Origin of the sequence: Zongyangia acetica (assembly GCF_038739695.1) — a bacterium.
Classification (GTDB): Bacteria; Bacillota; Clostridia; order Oscillospirales; family Ruminococcaceae; genus Zongyangia; species Zongyangia gallinarum.
This window is the reverse complement of the sequence record NZ_JBBEWN010000003.1, coordinates 244,908-267,270: the sequence shown is the minus strand read 5'-3', so window position 1 is coordinate 267,270 and position 22,363 is coordinate 244,908. Positions and strand designations below refer to the sequence as shown.

General features: G+C 50.5%; 31 protein-coding genes and 2 other RNA genes. 18 read left to right on the top strand and 15 right to left on the bottom strand.

What is annotated here, in order from left to right; translation table 11 throughout:
* Positions 1-118: 118 nt before the first annotated feature.
* The 6 genes from WGC32_RS04580 to rlmD all read right to left on the bottom strand — a co-directional run bounded on the left by WGC32_RS04580 (position 119) and on the right by rlmD (position 5,418).
* Positions 119-919: a nitrilase-related carbon-nitrogen hydrolase gene (locus WGC32_RS04580; protein WP_342680836.1), complete on the bottom strand. Its 801-nt coding sequence runs from the start codon at positions 917-919 to the stop codon at positions 119-121.
* Positions 920-945: 26 nt separating this feature from the next.
* Positions 946-1,281, bottom strand: coding sequence for an AzlD domain-containing protein (locus tag WGC32_RS04575; protein ID WP_191483100.1), 336 nt, complete (start codon positions 1,279-1,281; stop codon positions 946-948).
* On the bottom strand, positions 1,278-1,979 hold the full coding sequence (locus tag WGC32_RS04570) for an AzlC family ABC transporter permease (RefSeq protein WP_191483101.1): 702 nt from the start codon (positions 1,977-1,979) through the stop codon (positions 1,278-1,280). Before WGC32_RS04570 ends, WGC32_RS04575 begins: the two co-directional genes overlap by 4 nt.
* A gap of 40 nt (positions 1,980-2,019) precedes the next feature.
* Positions 2,020-2,715, bottom strand: coding sequence for a tRNA (N6-threonylcarbamoyladenosine(37)-N6)-methyltransferase TrmO (gene tsaA / locus WGC32_RS04565; RefSeq protein WP_342680830.1), 696 nt, complete (start codon positions 2,713-2,715; stop codon positions 2,020-2,022).
* A gap of 134 nt (positions 2,716-2,849) precedes the next feature.
* Entirely contained in the window at positions 2,850-3,950 is a 1,101-nt protein-coding gene (locus tag WGC32_RS04560; protein WP_342680829.1) for a GGDEF domain-containing protein, read from the bottom strand.
* Positions 3,951-3,987: 37 nt separating this feature from the next.
* Positions 3,988-5,418: a 23S rRNA (uracil(1939)-C(5))-methyltransferase RlmD gene (rlmD, locus tag WGC32_RS04555; protein WP_342680828.1), complete on the bottom strand. Its 1,431-nt coding sequence runs from the start codon at positions 5,416-5,418 to the stop codon at positions 3,988-3,990.
* A 215-nt stretch (positions 5,419-5,633) separates the two neighbouring features.
* On the opposite strand from rlmD, the gene ffs reads away from it, so the two are divergent.
* The 6 genes from ffs (at position 5,634) to ssrA (ending at position 9,348) form a co-directional block, all read left to right on the top strand.
* Positions 5,634-5,733: signal recognition particle sRNA small type (gene ffs, locus WGC32_RS04550), an RNA gene on the top strand.
* Between the two features lie 89 nt (positions 5,734-5,822).
* A complete protein-coding gene (gene dnaX, locus WGC32_RS04545; RefSeq protein WP_342680827.1) occupies positions 5,823-7,436 on the top strand; it encodes a DNA polymerase III subunit gamma/tau in 1,614 nt (537 codons plus the stop codon).
* A 49-nt stretch (positions 7,437-7,485) separates the two neighbouring features.
* On the top strand, positions 7,486-7,836 hold the full coding sequence (locus WGC32_RS04540; protein WP_191483267.1) for a YbaB/EbfC family nucleoid-associated protein: 351 nt from the start codon (positions 7,486-7,488) through the stop codon (positions 7,834-7,836).
* 38 nt (positions 7,837-7,874) lie between these two features.
* Positions 7,875-8,474, top strand: coding sequence for a recombination mediator RecR (gene recR / locus WGC32_RS04535; RefSeq protein WP_342680826.1), 600 nt, complete (start codon positions 7,875-7,877; stop codon positions 8,472-8,474).
* Between the two features lie 49 nt (positions 8,475-8,523).
* On the top strand, positions 8,524-8,994 hold the full coding sequence (gene smpB / locus WGC32_RS04530) for an SsrA-binding protein SmpB (RefSeq protein WP_342680825.1): 471 nt from the start codon (positions 8,524-8,526) through the stop codon (positions 8,992-8,994).
* Between the two features lie 10 nt (positions 8,995-9,004).
* Positions 9,005-9,348, top strand: a transfer-messenger RNA (tmRNA) gene (gene ssrA / locus WGC32_RS04525).
* Positions 9,349-9,414: 66 nt separating this feature from the next.
* On the opposite strand, the gene WGC32_RS04520 is transcribed toward ssrA, so the two are convergent.
* The 3 genes from WGC32_RS04520 to WGC32_RS04510 all read right to left on the bottom strand — a co-directional run bounded on the left by WGC32_RS04520 (position 9,415) and on the right by WGC32_RS04510 (position 12,534).
* A complete protein-coding gene (locus tag WGC32_RS04520; protein WP_342680824.1) occupies positions 9,415-10,521 on the bottom strand; it encodes a site-specific integrase in 1,107 nt (368 codons plus the stop codon).
* Positions 10,522-10,654: 133 nt separating this feature from the next.
* The gene (locus WGC32_RS04515) at positions 10,655-11,800 is read right to left on the bottom strand and encodes a YbjQ family protein (protein ID WP_342680823.1); all 1,146 of its coding nucleotides are present in this window, start codon (positions 11,798-11,800) and stop codon (positions 10,655-10,657) included.
* A gap of 377 nt (positions 11,801-12,177) precedes the next feature.
* Entirely contained in the window at positions 12,178-12,534 is a 357-nt protein-coding gene (locus WGC32_RS04510; protein ID WP_342680822.1) for a helix-turn-helix domain-containing protein, read from the bottom strand.
* A gap of 251 nt (positions 12,535-12,785) precedes the next feature.
* On the opposite strand from WGC32_RS04510, the gene WGC32_RS04505 reads away from it, so the two are divergent.
* Positions 12,786-13,115 (top strand): hypothetical protein, encoded by a 330-nt coding sequence (locus tag WGC32_RS04505; RefSeq protein WP_342680821.1) that lies wholly within the window; start codon positions 12,786-12,788, stop codon positions 13,113-13,115.
* Between the two features lie 161 nt (positions 13,116-13,276).
* On the top strand, positions 13,277-13,495 hold the full coding sequence (locus WGC32_RS04500) for a hypothetical protein (protein ID WP_342680820.1): 219 nt from the start codon (positions 13,277-13,279) through the stop codon (positions 13,493-13,495).
* An 18-nt stretch (positions 13,496-13,513) separates the two neighbouring features.
* Here WGC32_RS04500 and WGC32_RS04495 read toward each other — a convergent pair whose 3' ends face one another.
* Positions 13,514-13,693, bottom strand: a complete 180-nt coding sequence (locus WGC32_RS04495; RefSeq protein WP_342680819.1) for a hypothetical protein — start codon at positions 13,691-13,693, stop codon at positions 13,514-13,516.
* Between the two features lie 2 nt (positions 13,694-13,695).
* Positions 13,696-13,860 (bottom strand): hypothetical protein, encoded by a 165-nt coding sequence (locus WGC32_RS04490; protein WP_342680818.1) that lies wholly within the window; start codon positions 13,858-13,860, stop codon positions 13,696-13,698.
* A 249-nt stretch (positions 13,861-14,109) separates the two neighbouring features.
* On the opposite strand from WGC32_RS04490, the gene WGC32_RS04485 reads away from it, so the two are divergent.
* Positions 14,110-14,466, top strand: a complete 357-nt coding sequence (locus tag WGC32_RS04485; protein WP_342680817.1) for an HNH endonuclease — start codon at positions 14,110-14,112, stop codon at positions 14,464-14,466.
* Positions 14,467-14,591: 125 nt separating this feature from the next.
* Here the strand turns inward: WGC32_RS04485 and WGC32_RS04480 are convergent, their stop codons facing one another.
* Genes WGC32_RS04480 through WGC32_RS04470 form a run of 3 tightly spaced genes read right to left on the bottom strand, consistent with a single transcriptional unit; the run spans position 14,592 to position 15,834 of the window.
* Positions 14,592-15,203 carry a hypothetical protein gene (locus WGC32_RS04480; protein ID WP_342680816.1) on the bottom strand — a complete coding sequence of 204 codons (612 nt, stop codon included), beginning with the start codon at positions 15,201-15,203 and terminating at the stop codon, positions 14,592-14,594.
* Entirely contained in the window at positions 15,200-15,619 is a 420-nt protein-coding gene (locus tag WGC32_RS04475; RefSeq protein WP_342680815.1) for a hypothetical protein, read from the bottom strand. The genes WGC32_RS04480 and WGC32_RS04475 overlap by 4 nt, the downstream gene beginning before the upstream one ends.
* Positions 15,616-15,834, bottom strand: a complete 219-nt coding sequence (locus WGC32_RS04470; protein ID WP_342680835.1) for a helix-turn-helix domain-containing protein — start codon at positions 15,832-15,834, stop codon at positions 15,616-15,618. The genes WGC32_RS04475 and WGC32_RS04470 overlap by 4 nt, the downstream gene beginning before the upstream one ends.
* 422 nt (positions 15,835-16,256) lie before the next feature.
* On the opposite strand from WGC32_RS04470, the gene WGC32_RS04465 reads away from it, so the two are divergent.
* Together WGC32_RS04465 and WGC32_RS04460 are read left to right on the top strand one after the other, a co-directional pair.
* On the top strand, positions 16,257-16,511 hold the full coding sequence (locus WGC32_RS04465; RefSeq protein WP_342680814.1) for a hypothetical protein: 255 nt from the start codon (positions 16,257-16,259) through the stop codon (positions 16,509-16,511).
* Between the two features lie 12 nt (positions 16,512-16,523).
* The gene (locus WGC32_RS04460) at positions 16,524-16,811 is read left to right on the top strand and encodes a hypothetical protein (RefSeq protein WP_342680813.1); all 288 of its coding nucleotides are present in this window, start codon (positions 16,524-16,526) and stop codon (positions 16,809-16,811) included.
* 59 nt (positions 16,812-16,870) lie between these two features.
* On the opposite strand, the gene WGC32_RS04455 is transcribed toward WGC32_RS04460, so the two are convergent.
* Positions 16,871-17,095, bottom strand: coding sequence for a hypothetical protein (locus WGC32_RS04455; RefSeq protein ID WP_342680812.1), 225 nt, complete (start codon positions 17,093-17,095; stop codon positions 16,871-16,873).
* Positions 17,096-17,305: 210 nt separating this feature from the next.
* On the opposite strand from WGC32_RS04455, the gene WGC32_RS04450 reads away from it, so the two are divergent.
* From WGC32_RS04450 to WGC32_RS04420, 7 genes are all read left to right on the top strand, one after another.
* On the top strand, positions 17,306-18,316 hold the full coding sequence (locus WGC32_RS04450) for a LacI family DNA-binding transcriptional regulator (RefSeq protein ID WP_342680811.1): 1,011 nt from the start codon (positions 17,306-17,308) through the stop codon (positions 18,314-18,316).
* A gap of 106 nt (positions 18,317-18,422) precedes the next feature.
* Positions 18,423-19,427, top strand: a complete 1,005-nt coding sequence (locus WGC32_RS04445; RefSeq protein ID WP_342680810.1) for a substrate-binding domain-containing protein — start codon at positions 18,423-18,425, stop codon at positions 19,425-19,427.
* A 100-nt stretch (positions 19,428-19,527) separates the two neighbouring features.
* The gene (locus WGC32_RS04440) at positions 19,528-20,733 is read left to right on the top strand and encodes a hypothetical protein (RefSeq protein WP_342680809.1); all 1,206 of its coding nucleotides are present in this window, start codon (positions 19,528-19,530) and stop codon (positions 20,731-20,733) included.
* Between the two features lie 177 nt (positions 20,734-20,910).
* The gene (locus tag WGC32_RS04435) at positions 20,911-21,192 is read left to right on the top strand and encodes a hypothetical protein (protein WP_342680808.1); all 282 of its coding nucleotides are present in this window, start codon (positions 20,911-20,913) and stop codon (positions 21,190-21,192) included.
* 98 nt (positions 21,193-21,290) lie between these two features.
* On the top strand, positions 21,291-21,620 hold the full coding sequence (locus WGC32_RS04430) for a hypothetical protein (protein ID WP_342680807.1): 330 nt from the start codon (positions 21,291-21,293) through the stop codon (positions 21,618-21,620).
* Positions 21,621-21,832: 212 nt separating this feature from the next.
* Entirely contained in the window at positions 21,833-22,039 is a 207-nt protein-coding gene (locus tag WGC32_RS04425; RefSeq protein ID WP_342680806.1) for a hypothetical protein, read from the top strand.
* Between the two features lies 1 nt (position 22,040).
* A complete protein-coding gene (locus WGC32_RS04420) occupies positions 22,041-22,247 on the top strand; it encodes a hypothetical protein (RefSeq protein ID WP_342680805.1) in 207 nt (68 codons plus the stop codon).
* Positions 22,248-22,363 lie beyond the last annotated feature (116 nt).

Genomic DNA, 22,363 nt, shown 5'->3' with positions numbered 1-22,363 from the left:
AAGTAATCATACCACCAAGGCTTGAACAAAGTTCAAGCCAGCGTCATTTAGGCGCTGGCTTGGTTTTTCGGCCTTCTAGGCCGCGCTTCAAGCCACCCCTCTTAGGGGTGGTCTTGACTTATCGATAAAGCTCTGGCCTTCTTCCAGCCAGAAAAAAGGGCTCTTTCATTGAGGACATCCCCTTCTCCCGCAGCCGGTTGAGAGGCTGGCCAGGGAGGGAAGACACTGTTAACTCCCCTTCCTCCCCAAAGGATTCCGCCAGGACCTGGCCCCGCGGATCAAAGACCATGGCCCCTCCGGAAAAGCGGGCCCGATCTCCGCAGGGCCCTAAAGCATTGCAGCAGCCCACATAGGCCCCGGCATCATAAGCCCGGGCGGAAAGGATGCGGCTCCAGCTTTCCCGCCGGCGGCGGGGGGCCAGGGGAGAGGCGAAGGGATAGAGCAGAACCTCCGCGCCTCGCAAAACCAAGGTGGAAGCGATCTCAGGATAGTGGGCCTCCAGGCAGAGGGCGATGCCGACCTTCCCTTTGGGCGTCTTAAAAACGGGGAGCACATCCCCGGGAGCGAAGGATTCCAGCTCCCGGCGCCCCAGGTGGGTTTTGCGGTAGGAAAAAATTTCCCCCTCCGGCGTACAGAGCAGCTGAGAAAGATAGGGCTTACCCTCTGCGGATGTCTCGGCAAATCCGGCGCAGATGGAGAGGCCATGGCGCCGCGCCATCTGGGATAGGGATTGGGGAATAAAGCCGGACAGCGGCTGGGCCAGCTGGGCAGCCCCGTGATAGCCGGTGACGGAAAGCTCGGGAAAACAGAGCAAATCCACCCCATGGGCCTGCGCCTTTTGACAGAAGGAGTTTATCCGGGCCAAATTGCCTGGGATATCGCCCCTAGTGCTTTGCATCTGCACAAGACCCAGCACCATGTCATCCACCAAGGAGACCTCCTTTCCTATACAAAAACAAACTGCACCAGCCCCATATACACCAGGGTGCCGGCGGCAATGGATAAAAGCATATTCCGTTTCCACCAGTGCAGCAGCGCTGTTACCCCGATGGCAATGGCCTCGGGGATGCCGTAGGGCCAATGAAGGAGGGAGATATCCTTGAGGCAGTAGACCACCAACAGCCCAATGACGGCGCAGGGAAGGACCTTGCCTAGATATTGGATGTATTTCGGGGTGGGTTTATTGGCGGGAAAGAGAAGAAAGGGCAGAAAGCGGGTGAGCATGGTGCCTAAAACTACGGCTGCCACGGTGATGACCGCTTGTCCGGTTGTCATGGTCATGAGATACCTTCCTCCTTTTGCAGGCGGCCCCGCAGCAGAGTCAGGCCGAGCAGGATCAGAATCATGGACGGGACGATAAAGCTGCCCGAACCGAGCCCCACCAGGCAGATGGTGGAGGAGACGACGCCGAGAATAGCGGGAACATGTTCTTTTTGGTGAAACCACTGATCCATGAAGATGACCACAAATAGGGCCGTCATCACAAAATTGATCCCCTCCGTGTTAAAATGGATCAGGGATCCCAGCAGTCCTCCCAAGGTGGAGCCTAAAAACCAATAGCAGTGATTGAGCAGGGTGACAAAAAACATAAACCAGCCTTTGTCCACCCCGGCGGGAGGGTCATTGTAGCAGTTGATGGTAAAAGATTCGTCACACATGCCAAAAATGAGATAAAACTTTTTCTTGCCCGTGCCCCGGTATTTGTCCAGCATAGAGATGCCGTAAAACAGATGCCGGGCATTGACCATGAGCGCAAGAAGAAAGGCATGCAGTGGGTGAAAAGAGGATACCAGAAGGCTGACGGTGACAAACTCCATAGAACCTGCGAAGATGAGCAGACTCATCAGCATGGGATAGACAAAGGAAAACCCCATGCTGTTCATATAGATCCCATAGGCAAGGCCTAGGAAGGTAAAACCGGCGCAGATGGGCAGGGTATAGGGAAATGCCGCCTTTAAAGCGGCGCGCTTTTGATTCATGTCAGATCTTTCCTTTTCAAAGCTGTTGATAGAAGCGGACTTAGCCGCGACAGGCCAGCACTTCTCGGACTGTCAGCAGATTGCCTTCTACCGTAAAGCGGATTTCATAGTCCGAAAAGAAAAAACCATAGATCCGCTCAGGGTCATCCTGATAGGAGGGCCGTGGATCCTGGGCCAGCACCCCCAAGAGGCCTTCCTGGAGAGAGGCCGGGATTCTGGCCAGCAGGGCGGGAGGGCAATCCACCTCTAAGGCGTGATCTTTCCTTTCCTGGGCGAAGCCGCCGGAAGCCTCGGGATGGCTGTCCACAAAAGGAAGATAGGGCTTGATGTCAAAGATAGGGGTGCCGTCCATCAGATCGGCCCCCAAAACATGGAGCACCGGCCCCATTTCCGGATGACGCTCAATTTTTTCCAGCTTCACGCAGGAGAGCCCCAGGGCGTTGGGGCGGAAGGGGGAACGGGTCGCAAAGACTCCCATCCGCTGGTTTCCTCCCAGCCGGGGCGGACGGACGGTGGGAGACCAGCCCTGACGCCGGGCTTTGGAAAACTCCCAGATCAGCCAGATATGGGAGAAGCCTTCCAGCCCCCGCAAAGCGTGAGGGTTGCGGTATTCCGGCGTAAAGACGATGGTTGCCGGCAAATTTTCCACAAGGCCGCTTTGACGGGGCAAGCCGAATTTTGTAGGGAAATCATTGTGAAGGTGGGCAATGGCCTTCAGGGTGAGAGGCTGTTCCATAAAGCTACCTCCTTGGTGCCGAAGTGAAAGGGCGGCCTTTGCCGGCCGCTCCTATCGATTGATTGTGAAAAAAGAAGAAAGAGACAGATGCCGCTCCTTTTAGCAAAGAAAGTCACGGCCACATTTTATCGGGATTATCCTCTTTGCTTTTTGATTTTCATTTCATACATATTCTGATCTACCTGTTGGATGAGCTGTTCTGCATCGGGAAAGGGCGGACTGCATTCCAAAAAACCGGTGCTGACCTGGTTAAAGGGACAAGGCGCTCCCTTGTTCCAATCACGGCAAAGTTGAATCTGTTCCACAGCCGACGGCGATATTCTGCCTTCACAAAGCACGACAAATTCATCGCCGCCAAAGCGATAGACCTTCCCTTTTGTTTCGAAGGATTTTGTACACATAGTTGCGAAATGTCGGAGATATTGATCCCCTATCATATGACCATAACGGTCGTTTATTTCCTTAAACCGGTCTAGATCCATAAACAAAATGGAAAAGGTTTCTTTTTGCTCAATTAAGAGCCGGAGATCGTCAAAAAGGCAGGCGCGATTAGCGAGGCCGGTGAGGGAATCCTGTCGGGAGGTCTGCTGGAGCTGGACGATGCGAATAGAATCGGATACCATACGGTAAAGCATGGCATAGGAAAGAATGGTGATGGAGGAAAGCAATAAGATAGCCAATACTTTCATAATACTGCCGCTGCCCTGAAAAAAGGTAAGGTTTAAAATCATGACCATGATGACATGAAGAAAACAGACCAAATCAAAATATTTTCCACAGTTTTGATCAAACTTCTTTAAATTGTACAGGATGGCAAGGTATTTCGGTGCAATGTACTTAAAAAAGGGATAGAGGATGATAGCGTATAGAACGGTTTGGATGATAAAAATCCAAAAATATAGGTTATTTCCAGTAATGAGACGCCCAATTTGAATGGAGAGGGCCCAAATGCTCATAGTAAAGGCCCAACACATACACATAATGATGAACAGCCGAGATATTTTTTCTTTATATAGGAGAAAAAGAGGGATGAGATATAGAAATCCTCCAACGGCTAGCTTCCCGTCACCAAATCCGGAATACAGGAGACCAGCACTGAATAGGAAGAAAGCGGTAAAAGCAGCAAGGGAAATGATGGTGACGCCGATGTCGTATTTTCGTTTACAGCACCGATTTAAAAGCGCTAAATTAATGAAAAGAACTTCCAAGGTGATAAAAACGGACCAGATATTCATAAATTTTTTCCTTTATATTTCCTATCTTCTCAATTTATCAGCGGGGCAGATGAACAACCGTCTCGCCCGCTGTTTCATGGGGCAGGGAACTTTCTTCACCATCGGCCTCTTTCCTACCCAACAGGACTACCGTCTCCACATGGGTGGTTCTTGGGAACATATCCACAGGCTGGACCCGCATCGCCTGGTAGCCCTGCTGCTCAAATAGAGCGCAGTCTCGGGCGGCGGTGGCGCTGTTGCAGGAAACCATAACCACCCGCTGAGGATGCATGGCGCAGATGGTGTCAATCAGCCCGGAGGAGCAGCCTTTGCGGGGCGGGTCGATGATGACCACATCCGGGACAATGCCTTCTTCCCGGAGGGTTCGCGCGGCTTCGGCCGCATCGGCGCAGAGAAAGCGGGCGTTGGAAATGCCGTTTTTCCGGGCGTTTTTCCGCGCGTCTTCCACTGCGTCGGGGATGATTTCTACCCCAATGACCTCTTTGACATAGGGGGCCATGGAAAGGCCGATGGTGCCGGCGCCGCAGTATAGGTCGAGAAGCACCTCTGTGCCTTGTAACCCGGCGAAATCCCGGGCCGTTTCATACAGCACCTGGGCGCCCTCCCGGTTCACCTGGTAAAAGGAGAGGGGAGAGATAGAAAATTCCATGCCGCATAGGGTGTCCTGAATGGTATCTTCCCCCCACAGTGTGCGGCATTCCCGGCCTAAAATGACATTGGTGGAACGGGGGTTGATATTGATCACAATACTCCTGATCTGCGGGAACTTCCCGGTGAGCGCCTCGACAAACGCCTGGGCATGGGGGAGCTGAGGCCCTTTGAGAACCAAGCAGACCATGATTTTCTCCGCGTTTTGGGAGGAGCGCAGGTAAATATGGCGCAGCAGCCCCTTCCCCGAAGCTTCGTCATAGGCCGGAATATGGTAAAGCTGGCATAGCTGCCGGATGGTTTCCACAATTTCTGCAAAGACGGGGGGCTGAAGGGCACAGGCGCCGCCGTCGACAATGCGGTGGCTCCGCCTGGCGAAAAAACCGATTTTGAGCCCTCCGTCCTCACCGGCCGCCACCGGGTACTGGGCCTTGTTGCGGTAGCCTTCCTCTTTGGGGGAGGGGAGGATGGGCGCAAAGACAGCCTGCTCCACCTTCCCGATACGGCGCATGTTCTCATAGACCCAGCCCTGTTTGATGGCAAGCTCCGCCTCATAGGAAATATGGCGCAGGCTGCACCCGCCGCATTGCCGGTAAACAGGACAATGGGGTTCGGTTCGATCAGGGGAGGGGGAGAGAATTTCCTCCACAATGCCATAGCAGTAATTTTTGCACACCTTGACGATCCGCACCCGAAGGACGTCGCCGACGGCTGTGCCGGGAACAAAGACGGCGATTCCGTCAAAGCGTCCTACGCCGTTGCCGTCATTTGTAATATCCGCAATGGAAAGGGTAACGACATCGTTTTTCTGAAGCTCCATATTTCTCCTCACATTCCCAGAGTTTTTCTATATTTTATCATATTTGGGACAATGATAAAAGGGAAGGAGAGAAAGAGAAGAAAAAAACAGTTGTCTTTAGAAAGAAATTATAGTATAATAAATGATACATCTGGGCGTGAGCCCCGAGGACAACTGAAAGAGTAAGGTGGAATTTCCACCGGGGCAGGGACATTCATGCATTTCGTCATGCGGACATGCGGGTCCTGTGCGACAGAGCGCCGTGAACCATGTCAGGCGGGGAACCGAGCAGCATTAAGCGGATTTCTTTGTGTGCCACAGCAAAGCCTGTATGTCCGTGTGACAAAGTGTATGGCCAAAGCCGGATCTTACCGGTTGTTTCCTGCTCTTTGTCATATCCAAAAAGCAGAAGGGGAGGGGTGGATTTGTACCAGGCATTATACCGCAAGTACCGCCCCCGCGTCTTTGAGGATGTGGTGGGGCAGGAACATATTACCACCACCCTAAAAAACCAGGTCAAAGAGGGAAAATGCGCCCACGCCTATCTGTTTACCGGCTCCCGGGGCACGGGAAAAACAACCTGTTCCAAGATTTTGGCCAAGGCGGTGAACTGCCTGCGTCCCCGGGACGGGGATCCCTGCGGGGGATGCGAACTTTGCACAGGCATTGACGACGGAGCGGTGCTGGATGTGGTGGAGATTGACGCGGCCAGCAACAACGGTGTGGACAACATCCGGGAGTTGCGGGAAGAGGCGAATTTTACCCCTGTGAAGGCGGGATATCGCGTCTATATTATCGACGAAGCCCATATGCTCAGCGTCGGCGCGTTTAACGCGCTGCTGAAGATTATGGAGGAGCCGCCCGCCCATGTGATCTTCATCTTGGCCACCACCGAGGTCCACAAGGTGCCGGCCACCATTGTCTCCCGGTGCCAGCGGTTTGATTTCCGCCGGATTCCCAGCGAGCTCATCGCCGGCAGGCTCCAGGCCGTGGCGGAACAGGAGGGCATTGCTTTAGAGGAGGACGCCGGCCTGTTTATTGCGCGGCTGGCCGACGGCGGGATGAGAGACGCCCTTTCCATCCTCGACCTCTGTTCCTCTTACAGCGCTCATGTAGACGTGGCTACGGTGGTGGCGGCTTCCGGCCTGGCGGACAGCGAACAGATTTATCAGTTGGTGGAAGCCTTGGCCCAGCGGGACAGCAGCCGGGCATTTTCCCTGATTGATGAGCTCCACCAAGGCTCTTCTGACTTTGAGCGGGTCTGCGACCAGCTGATTACCGCTCTGCGGGGCTGTATGATGATTAAGGCGGTTCCAGGGGCCCAGGAGCTGGTGGTCACCACCAAAGAAAATTATGAGCGTCTCTCTCACATATCCGAAAAAATGTCCATGGAGGACATCCTCGCCACCATGGAAATATTGCAGGAAACCTTGGGCAAGCTTTCCCGGGCCAGCTCCAAGCGCACCGAATTTGAGATGGCGGTGGTAAAGATCGCCCTGCGCAAAAAGAAGGGGGCCCTCCCCGCCCAGGAAGGGAGTGTGCCGGAGGAAACCCTCCAGCTGCTCCAGGAGATGGAAAAACGGCTGGAGCGGCTGGAGGCGATGATGGCGCATCCTTCCCGGCTGGAGGCTTCTCCCCCCAGCGTTTCCCCAAAGCCTTTGCGGCAGGAGCCGAAAGAGGCGGATATTGTGCCGGAGCATATGGAACAGATGCAGGAGCTTTCCTGCTGGGAACAGGTGATGGAACGCCTGAAGGGGACCAATCCTGCCCTTCACGGCGCCCTCAAGGATTCCAAAGCCTATGTCAAAGGGGACATTGTCCTCATCGACGCGCCGGATGAGCTTTTTGTCAAGCTGATCCGCCAGTCGGATTATACGAAAGAGAGCCTTCGGGACGCCCTGAGAGCGCAGACCGGTAAGAAGTACCGGCTGGGTCCCTACAAGAAAACCGGGGAGGAGAAGGCCAAAGAGGATCCGCTGAAAATGCTGGAACAGATGGCCCAGAAGGCGGGGATTGACGTTTCCGTCACCGGCCAGTAAAATAAAAAGAGAATTTTTTTGAAATGATGGATCATAGGAGGATATAACCATGAAAGCAAGATTACCACAGGGATTCGGCGGCGGCCCCGGCGGCAATATGAACAATATGCTCCGCCAGGCCCAGAAGATCCAGGAGGATATGGCCAAGCTCCAGGCGGATCTGGAGGAGCGGGAATACACCACCAAAGCGGGCGGCGGCGCGGTAGAAATCACCATCACCGGCAAAAAAGAGGTCAAATCCATTGTGCTGCAGCCGGAAATTGTAGACCCGGAGGACATTGAGATGCTCCAGGATCTGATCATTGCCGCGGTCAACGAGGCCATCCGCAATGTGGAGGAAGTGCAGTCCCGGGAGATGGAGAAGATCACCGGCGGGCTGTCCATGCCGGGGATTCTGTAGATCATAGCGGCAATGAGGACTGGAAAGACGAGAGAAGCATGGCATATAACGTTTTACCACTGACAAAGCTCATTGAACAATTTGAGCGCCTGCCGGGCATCGGGCGAAAATCCGCCCAACGCCTAGCCTACTATGTGCTGGGACTGCCCAAAGAGCAGGCTCAGGAATTCGCGGCGGCGATCACCGAGGCCCATGAGAAAATCCGCCACTGCTCCGTCTGCCAAAACCTGACGGACGGGGAAACCTGCTCCATCTGCGGCAATCCCGCCCGGGATAGGTCCACCATCTGCGTGGTGGAGGATCCCAGGGATGTGATCGCGTTCGAGCGGACCAAGGAGTATCATGGGCTCTATCATGTGCTCCACGGCCTGATTTCCCCCATGGAGGGGGTTGGCCCGGATCAGATTTACATCAAGGAACTTCTGGCAAGGCTCCAGGACGGGGCCGTGAAGGAGGTCATCATGGCCACCAACCCCACAGTGGAGGGGGAGGCCACCGCTATGTATATTTCCAAGCTGATTAAGCCGCTGGGCGTCAAGGTGACACGGCTTGCCTACGGCATCCCCGTAGGCGGCAACCTGGAGTATGCGGATGAGGTGACCCTTTACCGCGCTCTGGAAGGGCGCAGCGAAATCTGACAGGTTTTTCTTGCTGGTTTGAGATATCATAGGTAAGGAGGGAGAGGCCATGGCGGAGAAAAAGGGAAGCGCGACCATCGCGCTCAACCGAAAGGCGCGCCACGATTATTTTGTAGAGGACACTTATGAGGCGGGCATTGAGCTCTTTGGTACAGAAGTGAAATCCATCCGCCAAGGCCAGGTCAACCTCAAGGATAGCTGGTGTGATATCGACAACGGCGAAATTTTTATCAAGGGAATGCATATCAGCCCCTATGAAAAGGGGAATATATTCAATAAAGATCCCCTTCGGATCCGCAAGCTTTTGATGCACCGGAGGGAGATCAACAAGCTCTTTGGGCTTGTCAAGCAGCAAGGATACACCTTGGTGCCCCTCTCCCTTTATTTTAAAGGCTCCCATGTGAAGGTATCCGTTGGGCTGTGCAGAGGTAAAAAACTCTACGACAAGCGGGAGGATATGGCCCGCCGGGACGCCAAACGGGATATGGATCGAGCCATGAAGGACAGAGGGAAATATTAAAATGAAAGAAGGGGGCGTAACGGCTTCGACGGGGATTTTGAAGTGTGAGCAGCGAGTAGAGGTTCGGACCCTCTTAAAAATCCGAAACTTTAAAATTAAACGCAAACGATAACGTAGCGTACGCAGCTTAACTGCTGCCGTCTAGTCCGGTAGTACCACGGACCGGATATAGGCGTCGATGAGTGGTCCATGTGTCCATGGAGTTCCTCGGCCGTAGACACACATCAGAGGATACCAAGGCCAGCAGCCTTTCTGCCGGCGGCTGACTGAGGGAATGTAAAGGACAGAATGCACTCGGAGAAACTCGCATGGAGAGATTTTCGGACACGGGTTCAACTCCCGTCGCCTCCACCAAAAAAACCGCTCAGGAAAGCCATTCCTGGGCGGTCTATTTTTGTTCTACCACACTTGGTACCGCACTCATCCTTTTTCCCGACGCTTAAGAAGCTCCAAGAATAATGAGTTGACCCGGATTGCTACCTGGTTTTGCTCTCCGTCCAATTCGTGGCCGTATGTACCAAAGGTATCCATATTTCGAGAGTGGCCCACCAAAGCCTTCACCTCTCCTTCCGGTAGATTCTTTACCACTGAAACAAAGGTATGCCGCAGTTCGTAAGGCGAGACATAAGAGATATCGTTTGCATCGCAGAACACAGTCCAACGCTTACGGTAATAACTTTCAGACCGCAGCCCAAACACCGTCCCATCTCCCGGCAAATCGCGAAGCTGGGAGGTCAGCTCCGCTTCGGCTAAGGGAGACAGGACAACTGAGCGAATAGCGTTTTCGTTCTTTCCGCTTGTTTCCTCCCCGTCCACGTTAATAGAACGCCGGATGATCACCTTACCGGGCTGGCAGTCCTCTGGATGAAGGCCGCATAATTCGCCGGGCCGCACACCTGTTAAAACTTGAAAGCGGTAAGCATGGATAAATGGGTCTTTGACGCGCTTTCCACGGAATAGAGTGGTATCGGTGGAAAAAAGCTTGATAAGGCTGTCTGGCTGTAAAATGCTTTTTCCCTTATAGCGGGAACCTTTGGGTATCTCCCAGTCCTCCGAGTTGAGCAGGACTACCCTCCGCTTACGGCAGAATTTAGCGAAGGCCGCCAGGGTAGCTCTGATGTTCATTAGGGTCTTGCGGGATAGCTCCACCGTCTTTCCGTCTTTACCGGTGCGGCGAAAGGCGCTGTCAATGACCTTTTGGCAATCCAGGTCGGTCAGGTGGCAAGCCTTCTTTCGTCCCATAACCGGACGGATAAAGTGTTCCACGTGGTAGGACTCTTTGCGGTAATTGCTTTTGGATGTGGTAGCCTTGACACGTTCTAAATATTCGTCAAGCAGGGCATTGGTGCGGACAGAGAAGGATATAATGTCGCTCTCCAGCCAAGCATCCGCTTTGCGGTTTGCTTCTCTCTGGCCGTTGCGCCCTGGTGTGGAGCAATAGAACGATTTGCGCACGCCATCCTTTTGGACATCGATTCTCCACATTTTCTTTGACTCGATCCACCTTGCGGTGTTAACTCTACGCATGAAAAAACCTCCTTTGAGCGCACTTTACAAAGCCCACCCAAATGAGGTATAATACAGGTGTTCAGACTGTCTTATCCTCTTTGGGTAAGCTTCCTATGTCCCGTCTCGGTGTTCCAGCACTGAGGCGGTTTTTTTATTGTTTCGCTTTCTGAATTTCGCTTTGCAGATATTTTATAGCCTCGCCCTTAGAATTTCCAAACATTCTTTCTGTATCAGCCTTCCTGGAAAGCGAGTTCAAAATATCCTGCGGGATGCAACCGTGATGTTCGTCATTGAATTGCTTTGCGTGTTCGTAAATTTCTCTTGTCGATTTTAATGGTTCGCATTGAACATACAGTGTCTGGAGCAGTGTTGATAAATCTAGGAATTGTCCCATATCTGTAGAGGTAACATCCTTGCTTCCTCGATGGCAGAGAGGACAAACATTGACACTTACTGGGTTAACATTCCCGCAGAAGCAAGTCCAAGTGTCATCCAAGACAGAAAGTTCTGTGACAGCGTCATTTCCAAATTTACCTTTGAGATCAAGAAGCTCTTCAGCGGTTTTCTCGGCCATACGGTTTTCACCCTCTGCGGCCTTCACCTCTCCGTCTGCAATCCAACGCTTGACATCCACATAGGCAGATTTGATGATTGCTACAGGTATGTCAAGTTGCGGGACGGGCAAGTCCTCTGTTTCAAATTCAGCTTTATCAAGTGGAGAAATAGAGGAGAAGTATAAATCGCCGATTTCAACCTTATCTCCATATAAGGTTAATAAAAAAACCGATGCGTTAATATTAGTGATAGCGGCATTAGAATAATTTGTAAATTTTAATCTTACATAATTTTGCCCGGATTCAGAGGTGTTAAAAAACAAACTGAACGGACGAACAGGGCAGGAAAGGTCAAAATTCATAACAGGACAAAGCTTTTCAAAAATAGGCTTGTTTTCTGGGACGAAATCAATGATTTTTTGGATTTTGACTGCCGTTCCGCTTGCGGTTGAGCCAATCATATTATCGGAGAATACTGAAAACTGAACATTGACCCCAATGACAGCATTTGCGCCTGCGGATTCAGCTTGCTCTTCCAATCCGGACAAAACAATCTCATTAGATTGACTAAGGCGCTTTGAAAAACGATTGCTTATAAGCCCCCATCTGTCAGCAAAGCTTGCTTCTCCTTCATCTCGACCGCTTGTGCCTACAACAACTTCAGATGAGATATAACCCAGATATTCAACAATTTCATATCCTTCAAAATTAAACCCAGGTGTGAGCATTATTTTTTTTAGCATGATTTTCTTCTCCTCTAACCTTTATTATCCAAGAATAAACTTCGGGAAATTAACTGAAAGGTTTTATTAATTAGTAACATAAAGCTACACGAATTAAAATACCATTTCCCAAATATTGTAGAAAGAATCAAATACATGCGGCTTTTTTGACAGAAATGACGAAAAACGCCACAAACATTTGTACGCAATCTGAATTGAATACATATTCAATACGAGTTATAATGGCATCAATACAGAACGAACGTTTCAGATCAAATATAAAACGTTGGCCGACAGAGGGGGATGCAGGATGGAAAAGATAATAAGTGGTGAAGAATGCTATAAGAAAAAAATAATTGAATGGGCACAACAACAATCAGACGAAAAACTCATGAAACTTATTTCTCTTCAAGATCGTCTTTTATCCCAGCAATTGTCACGAAAGCCTTAATACTCTCATCATCCATTTTAACAAGATTTTCAACAAACCTTTTTAAGAGAGGTCGTTCATTAATAGCCTTGATAAGTTCGTCATCTTTGTTGGTGACGGGCTTCTTTTCTTGTTCGTTGCCAAGGAGGTAGTCTACAGATACATCGAAATATGCGGCAATCTTACTTAGGGTATCGCCTTGCGGGGTAGCGCCCGTCGTTTTCCATTTTGTTCCTATAGTACGACTGAGACCGATTTCTACTGTTGCTTTGGTAGGAGAAACCCCCTTCTTCTTACACAATTCACAAAATAAGTCATAAAACACAAAATATCAGCTCCAGTTTTGTGCACAAAATAGAAGCTTACTTTTTTCTGCAAAACCTATTGAATAGCTTACTTTAGTATGCTATAATCTGTCTGTAAACCGAATTAAGTAAGCAGAATATAGAAGCTTTGTATTTAAATGCTGAATTTGTTTTGCAAACCTATGATATCATTTATGCTTACTAAATTCAACATTTTTTAAGAAAGGAGGCTAGTTTTGTATGCCTGGCGACAGCAAAAGGATATTACACAATGCTAAGGCGAAGGAAAAAGATTGAAGACGAGATCATCCATGCTGGACATTGCCCAGATGGTCAGCCCAGAGGAAACGGGGTCGGGAACCCAACAGCCCGCAAGGCAGAGCGCATTATGATCCGGCAGCAAAAGAATGAGGAAAGGATCAGGGCGGTAGAACAAGCTTGGTGCGAGTGCCAGGACGACTGGGAAAAGGAGTTTATCAAGCAGAATTTGTTTGAACACCAGCCAATGCAATACATAAACCTACCCATCTCAGAGCGAACAATGAAGCGATACCGAAAAAAATTCCTTGTTCGGCTGGCACAAAATCTTCATGAGATTTAGAAAAGATGGCACCTTTTTCCCGAAAAAAGGGTTTAAAATGATAATATAGGGTTCTAAGGAAAAGACCCTACCCTCATACATTCCTTCTCCCTCCTTTTTAGAGAGCGCCTGCTGGAAATACCGGCGGGCGCTTCGTTATGCTCAGAAACCAGAGGTGACCCATGCAGGATATAGATAAGCTGATTGAAGAATATCAAGAATCCCTTGGGCAGGTGATAGCCCGACGGGAAGAACTACAGGCAAAACTGCCGAAGAAAGACCCGTGGAAAGGCGATCCCGCTTTGTGGAAAAGATACATGTACTTATGCAGGATGGAAGGGGATACCCGGTACGCGTTGTGCCAGATGCTGAGGAGCAAAGAGGGGAATGTGAGGACATAGGCAAAAAGAAAGCCGGGGTTATTCCCCGGCCTTGGCGATGTATTCCGCAATAAACTTTTTGATTTCTGTTGTTGGCTTTGTTCCGTTTTTTTCACAGGCTTCACGAAAAGCAGCTAATACTTCGGGACGCAAATCCAAAGGAAAACGAACGTAGGTTTTGCGCATGTATTTTTGTTGCGCATCATATTTCCCAGCCATGTCTACACCTTCTTATTAAATGTTTTCAACAGCTTGTTTGAAACCTGTACTAGAACCATACCAGACAAGACGATGGTAATTAGTTTAATCCACACAGGCCAGCGTAGAGAAACGCCAAAAACAAAGGATATAACTAGGGCCCAGAAGGACAGGTCTTTTTTGTTCATAGCAAGAACCTCCAATTGATATTGTGGGTAAAATTTTGTATACTATAATTAGCCCCCGAAGGGGCCCGGGGCTTTCGCCCCGGGGGTTGAGGCTTTAGGACTTGATGGCTGTTATCAATGCGGCGACCGCAACAATCGCTCTGATTATCAGCTCGGCAAGTTCTTTGGGCTTCAGCCCTTTTTGTTTCTTGCTCATGTTCATCACCTCCCGTTGTTTCATTGTCTACATTATACTATACGGACGTATAAATGTCAATAGATTTCTTAAAGATTTTCAAAAATATTTTAAGGGTCAGCACGGATTGTGTTGGCCTTTTTTGTTTGAGAGAAAAGATGAAAGAATTTGCTAAAAGCTTTTATAAGTCAAAGGCGTGGCAACACACAAGAAGCGCATATGCCGCAAGTGTAGGAGGACTATGTGAAGCGTGTTTGCGAAAAGGATTATATAAAGCCGGGGAAATTGTCCACCACAAAAAGGAATTGACACCAGACAATATTACAGACCCAACGGTAGCATTATCATGGGATAACTTAGAACTGTTGTGTAGGGATGGATTTTATACAGGTACCGTTTTAAACGCTAAAGACTATCTTGATCTCACATAACACTACCCGTGTTTATTGGGAGTATGCTGCAAACCTGAATTTAGACCATAGAATAGACAAAATCGCCGGCCATACCGAAAAAGCATCGGTTTGGCCGGCGATTCTTGTTTTTGTCCATAAGGCATCTATTTCGCAGATACGGCTTGTAGAATATAACTGTCTGCTACCTCCAAAAGTCGGAACTGATAGGTAGAGATCCACGACTGCGACCGTTCAGGATTCTCACCGGGACTCATGGATTCTTTGGACATCTCCATAGTGTAGCAGACGATATCTTCTCCCACATCCTCAACTTTAGCAATAGAGGCAGTCACTAAAGACCCTTCGCCAAGGGGATAAAAGAGGTAAGATTGGGTTTGGCTATCATATTCAGGCAAAGCCTCCGGATAGTCATACCCTGAAATACCAAAATGCTTTTGCACATAGGTGAGCAGTTTTTCTTTTGGAATGGGGCAGATGCCTTCCGCGTTTGTTTCTTCCGTTTCTTCATAAATCTTCCAAAAGGCGAATTGCCCAATGAGTTCTTGATCTAACGCATCTGCAGAATCAAAAGGAGAATAGAATGTTTCTGCAAAAGAGACTGCATATCTATCAAGTTCCTGCCGCTGTTCTTGTGTGAGGCAATGATACACAGTTCGGAGGGTGGAAAAATTGTCCTCAGAAGAAATGGACGAGCAGCCAGCAAAGGCAAAACATAACAAGAGAATGAAGCTCACTGTTTTTACAATACGTCTCATTTTGAACCCTCCTCTTCTATCCTACAGATTCCCAGCATATCGAAATACCGCTGGTACCGTGTGGGAATATTGATACCCACCAAATAGCCCAGTTCACTTAGGGCATGGGAAATGGCGGTAAAGCCATCCTTGTAGAACTGAGAAAGCCGGTACTGCTTATTTGTGATGCCCTTGTAATCGGGAGGACAAACAAACGTCCAGTCGGCCCCGCTCTTATCTAACACAATGCGGAAATATTGATCTATATCCAATTCGCTGAACCCCGCCAGCTTGAGCAGGATGTGATGCTCCGGCGCGTCGTCCACGCTGGACATGATCACCCGCTCTTCATTGTAGGAGATCAGCACCAGCAGCGGCTCATCCTTCTGTATCGCTTGGTTCACGGCCTCTTCCGAAGGGTATTTGATGATGGTCATTTGTCGTCACCGTCCTGCACATACTCTAGGATGTCCCCAGGCTGACACTCTAGCAAGGCGCAAATTTTTTCAATGTTTGCCCAAGACACCAATATTCCGCCTCTTATTTGTTGCAGAGTATGTTCCGCAAGAAGTTTTTCCCGTCTTAGCTTATATGTGGAATATCCCTTGCTTTTCAGCGCTTCTAGTATGTCCACCTTATACCTTATTGGCATTTTCGTTCCATCCCTTCCCTTTTTTAGGACTGCCGAAATTGCCGAAAATTTATCTCTCCAGCTTCGGAATGTCGAGTATGCTATTCCCATATTCTGCGCAATCTATTCATCCGTCAGTCCATCCCGGGTCCTTATAGAGTGGGCCCTTTTTCACTGTCTCTATTATACGTCAAACATACACAGAAAACAAGTGTATGATTAAACTAAATATACACCGTATATTTATGTATAATGACAATAGACATACACCTATTTATTGTGTATAATATAGACAGTGGTTGAGAGAAAGCCACAAGGGAAGAGCGACAAAGCGGGTTATAACTGTTGAAAGCCGTCGGACGGACTATAGAACGTCAAGCGTGCCCGCCTTCCCGCAGCAGTTCGAGGGTGTTAGCAAACCCAGCTATACGGGGCAGTTTGGGATGTGGCAGTACACGTCGGGCGGAAGTGTGAACGGTATCGGGACTCGGGTGGATAGGAACATCGCATACCAGGACTATCCGGGCATCATCAAGGGAGCGGGTCTCAACGGATGGAAGGCGGAGGAAGAGCCACCTCTCCAGACGCCGGACGAGAAAGAGAAGTATGAAATGCTGTGCCAGCAGTACGAGGCGCTGGAAAAAAGGCACAAGGGGCTAACAGAAGGAATGGACGAGCTCCTGGGAAAATACAGGTAGGGGGTGGTGGAGATGAGCTGTGAGACCTGCCCCAACGAGGACCGGATCAAGGCGCTGGAAGTGGACAGCGAAAGGAACCAGAAGACGCATAAGGAGTTCTTCGCGCGGTTTGAGGACATGAAGGTGGAAGCGAAGGGAATCCAGAAGGATTTCCAGAACATACTGACTGTGCTCAACGAAGTGAAGACGGATGTGAAGGAGCTCAAGGACAAGCCAGGGAAGCGGTGGGAGAGTTTAGTGAACATCGTGCTGCAATGGGCGGTGCTGGGACTTCTGGCCGCCACGGTGATACTCAAGTGAATAACCTATGAAAAGCGCCGTTTCCCCGCTCGGGGAAACGGCGCTTTTTGGTGAAAATATTAGTCCTTCTTTTTTTCAGTCCTTTTTTTCATTTCATTGACTGACTCATCCTTTGCCAGAGGAATATCGTAAATTTTATCATAGGACTTTGTTTCCGACCGGCTGACGGGAGGCGTGGGCAGGAGACCGGTGCATTCGGTGGCGGAGGCGACCTCCATCATCTCGTCATACAGCTCCTCGTCATCCTGCATGTCATAAGGGCGGTATGGATTTTTATCGTTCATCAGAAACACTCCTTTCATTATAGTATTGCCGCAGACGTTCCGCTTATCACCTGGAAATCTTTTGCATTCTTGGCCAGAATGCAAAAGCGTTTTCCTAAAAATTTTCCTAAAATTATAGAGTTTATCTTGTTGTTTTAGTAAAATATCATAAAGAACATCAATAGGCAGAACGGTTTAAAACAGCTATAATGAAGGCGAGGAGAAAAAATCATGGCTTTTGAAAAAAGACCAACCATTACCGATGTGGCGCGGGCGGCCGGTGTGTCCATCACCACCGTGTCCAAGGTGATCAATAACACCGATGAGCACATCCGCAGTGAAACCAGGGAAAAGGTGCACCAGGCTATCATTGATCTGGGGTACATTCCCACTACCCTGTCCAAGGGACTGAAAATCAAATATACCAAGACCATCGGTTTTATTATCCCCGATATCGGCATTCCCTTTTTCCATTCCATTGCCGGCGGCGCGGGGGATACCGCGTCCAAGAGCGGTTACAGCGTCATCTATTCCAACACCGACGGCAATGATTTTCAGGAAAAACGGTGTATCGAAATGTTCCGCACCAAGATGGTGGATGGATTTATCTATATTTCCTCCCACAATGAGGAGAACGAACAGCTCATACGCAGCTGCAATAAGCCCACCGTCGTCCTCGACCGCAATTTTCTTACCGAAAACGACCGCCATATGGGCAGCATCCTGATCAATAACTACCACGCCGCCTGTGACGCCACCGAGCTGCTGGTGCAGCGAGGCTGCCGGCGTCCGGCCTATGTGGCTTCGAGCATCGCCTATTCCCCGGGAAAAGACCGGTTCCAGGGCTTTGTGGATACGCTGAAAAGCCACGGCATCGACTTTGTCAAGAGCCGTTTGTACGTGGGCAACTTCAGCGCCGAAACAGGCTTCAGCGCCGCCATGAACTTGATGGAACAGGACCGGGATATCGACTCCTTCTTCTGCGAAAACGACCTGGAGGCCTTTGGCGTGCTCAACGCCCTCCACCGTCTAGGATTTTCCGTGCCCGGCCAAATCAAGGTCATGGGCTTTGACGATATCTATATCTCCAAATTCTTTAACCCCGAGCTTTCCACGGTGCGCCAGCCGACCCGTCTCATCGGGTCCTACGCCGCCAAAATGCTCATCGATTTTTTGGAAAAGGGCGATCCGCTGGGCCATATCATTATGCCCCATGAGGTGATCATCCGAAAAACCGTGTGATTAACCCGCTCCCCCTGCTTCAGTCATTGTTGGGAAGAAGAACAAAGCGCCGCGGCCTGTGTCTCTTCTCTTTCATGAAATAAACAATTCTTAGGAGGACCTTTCCATGAAAAAGTTAGTTAGTATTCTGCTGGCCTGCCTGTTTGTTCTGTCCCTGTGGGCCGGGTGCGCCCAAAAGCCGGGGGACTCCTCGAGCTCCACGCAGCCGGTGTCCCAAAGCGAGTCCCAGGACGTCGCCGAAAAGAAGGAACCGTATAAGTTCGGTGTGTCGGTGGCCATCCTCAGCAACCCCTACTGCGCCTTTATCGAATCCAAAATGCGGGAAATCATTGAGGAAAACGGCGATATCGCCGTCTCCGCCGACCCGGCCGGGGACAGCGGGCGCCAGAATAATCAGGTGGAGGATATGGTCACCCAGGGCATCGACGCGCTGCTCATCCAGCCGGTGGACTCTAAGGGAGCCCGCATAGCGGTGCAGGCCGCGAAAAAAGCGGGCGTCTATGTGATCAATTTTGACAGCGACATCGAGGATCAGGAATATGTGGACTGCTGCTTAAAATCCAATAACTTTAACTGCGGTTACCTCCTGGCCAAAGAGCTGATCAAGGATTTTCCCGACGGCGCCAAATACGCGCTGATTCACGACATCAAATCCCAGTCCTGCATCGACCGGGTCGCCGGTTTTGACGCCGGGCTCAAGGAACTGGCCAAAGCGGAGTACACCCGTGTTTCCGAGCAGGACGGCAAGGGGACCACCCAGGATGCCCTGCCTGTCAGCGAGAATGTGCTCCAGGCAAACGGCGATGACCTGCAGGCCGCCGTCTGCGTCAACGACCCCACGGCCATCGGTTTTGTGGCGGCCATGAAGGCGGCCGGCCGCAACGATGTGGCGGTGTACGGCGTCGATGGGGCGCCGGAGGCCAAGCATGCCATTAAAAACGGCGAGATGAAGGCCACCAGCGCCCAGTCCCCGGCGGAGCTGGCCCGGCAGGCCATTGATGCGGCCTACACGCTGCTGGAGGGGGGAACGGTGGAACACGATATCCTGGTGGATTCTTTTATCATCAATGAGGACAATGTGGACCAATACGACTTGGATTCTTGGCAATAAGATTTCCTCCTTCGCTTAGGTTTTGGCCGGGGGGAGCCGGGCTTTGCGGCGGCTCCCCCGCGCCGGGACCGGCGTAAATGGAGAGAAGGAGGAGACATCAATGAAAAAAGATATGCTTTGCCGCCGCTGGGAGGAGTGGGGAGGGATTTTGCCCATGCTCCCCACCTTTGTGCCCCGGCACAGCCCCCGTCCGGGCTGCCGGCTGAAGCTGCATCCAGAGGATTATTACGCTTACGGCATCCATCGGGGCGCCATTACCGAGCGGTGGCTGACTTCTTCAGTCCGCGCCGACAACGGTCCGGACACCACGCCCGACGAGGGGATGAGCTTTGTGCCGGTACCCCAGGCGCCGGAGGGGAAAGTACTCTTCCGGGACTTTATAGAAGCGCTGGGTCCCCGGCTCATTGGGGAGGAGCTCTTTAAAAAATATGGGACCTTTCCCATGTTCGCCAAATTCTTTGACTATGAGGACCAAATTTTTCTGCACATCCACCCGCCGCAGAAAGTGACGGAGCGGGTGGGGAAAAACGAGAAGCCGGAGGCATATTACTATCCCAAGCAGCTCAACGGTTGTCAGGGACGGGCGCCGTACAGCTATTTCGGCTTTGAACCCACCACCACCCGGGAGGATATTCTCCAATGTATCCGCGATTTTCGCGGGGGGGACAACCGCATCACCGAATACTGCCGAGGTTACCGCGCCAAGCTGGGCACCGGATGGTATACGCCGCCCGGCGTCGTCCATGCTCCGGCCTCCCTGGTAACCTATGAGCCCCAGTGGAATTCGGACTGCGGGGCTGTTTTCCAGAGTGTGTCCGCCGGGGAGGTCACTCCTTATGAAAAGATGGTGGAAAATTGCCCAGAGGAAAAGAAGGATGATCCCGTCTATATCCTGGAACAGATCGACTGGGAAAAATCCACCGATCCCGATTATAAAGCGCATTATTTCCGTCCGCCTGTGCCCATCCAAACGCCGGGAGACTATGAGGAAAGCTGGATTATTTACGGCAATCCCTACATTGCCGCGAAAGAGCTCTCCGTTCCCCCAGGCGGCAGCGCCGTCGTCAAAGACAGCGCCTGCTATGGATGTGTCGTTATCCAGGGCCATGGGACGCTGGGGGTGCATCCCTGCGAGGCTCCCACCATGCTTCGGTTCGGGGGGAGGAGCGCCGACGAATTTTTCATCGGGGAACAGGCGGCACGGGCCGGCGTATGCGTGAAAAACCTGAGCCTCTGCGAGCCGCTGGTTCTTCTCAAGCATTTTGGCCCCAACGCCGGCGCGCCGGAGGGGCCGTTTCCAGAATAAGGTTTGCGGGCGCCGCCCGCTGTTTGGACAGCCGTTTTTTAACGGCTGTCCTTTTTTGTGAGAGGAGTTTTGGAGTGGTTTCCTTGTATTTCCCGATGAGAAAAAGGGGGGAAACATTGTGTTTTTATGTGAAATGAGTTAGAATAAAATCGATTTACATTTGCTTTGGATGGAAGAATGGCCAGTACAAGCAATCCGATTTTACAAAGCCCTGGACGGCCTTTGGCGCATACACCGGTTGGGCATGCGCCGCTTTCCGGTGGTTTTGGCGTATCTGCACCTTGTACTGCAATGGGGGGCGGATGTTTTGGGGCCGGCCTTTGGGGGCGGAAAATACCGCCGAAGGAGAAGAGAGGCGCGCACCGAAAGGGGGTAGGCCGCATGAAATGGAAAGACTGGCAAAAGCTCAGTAAAGAGCAGAAGCAAGCGTATTTCGAGCAATATAAAAAATGTGGCTAGCCCTTCACCACAAAGGCTAACCACCAGCAAGGTTAAGACCACTTAGCAAAAAGCCTCTCCCTTTGGCTCTATCTTACCACGAAAGGAGCCGAAAATCAATGGCAAGAACGAAGAATAGTGCCGTTATGGTGATCGCTAATCGCCTAGTGAAAGAGGGCTACAGCCGAAGTACAGCCATGGTCAAAGCCTGGATACTGGTGAAGCTGCCCGCTTTATTGGTGAAGGTGAAAGGCGTGACCTACGGCAACCGGCAGCGGGCAATTGAGCATCTGACCCAATACACCCCGGAGGATATCCACATCAGCCTAGAGCGGGATGCGGGAAATAGCGCAGATCGCAACGCAACGGCTGTTATAGCGGCCGTAAAAGGGAAAGGGTCTGTGGTTATGACGGTCTGTATTATGGCCTTGTGGTGGAAGTTGGGGTGATGGTGTAAAATTTTCACAGTGGAAAAAGATGGTGTTTAAAACCATGAACAATCAACCAATACCCGTGTACACCTTTACAGAAAAAGATTTCCCCACCGTGGATTTCCACAAGCTTTATTGCGCTGGTTTATCTTTTGCACAGGCGGGCGAGGTTGCGAAGTCCATAAATAGATTGACAAAGGACAATTTTTTTGAACAGGAGGCATAAGGGCATGGAAGAATTAACCGAGCTTGTAAAAAGTATCGACAAACGAGCGTGGCAAACAAGGGCAATGGCTTATTTGTTGTTTTGTTGCCTAGAAAAACCCAGCAAGTTTCTGTTAAATCAACTATCTGACGCAACATGTCTCCTTTTTGACATGCTCACAGCACAAGAAACCGAAATAGATAATATCAAAGCTATATTGGAGGTTGATTGATGTGGGACAATGCACACGGGTGATGGAGTTAATTGCAGAGACGCGCAGAAAGGCGGATAAAAATTACACAATGCGGGTAGGGGAGATGCAAGCTATTTATGAGGCGGGCCCTAATACATGGAATGTCATGTGCAACGCGTTCTATTATGGGTACCTGAAAGAACAACGGGCATTAAGGGCAGAGATGAAGCGGAAAAGAATCCCTTAAGCGGGGATTTCTTGCCGGCCTTTTTGGTCATTATTTGGTCATTATAAAAAACGAATGTTCGCAAAAAGCAAAGTCAAAAAAAGGCTTATTTATGCGGTTTATTACACTTTATAAAA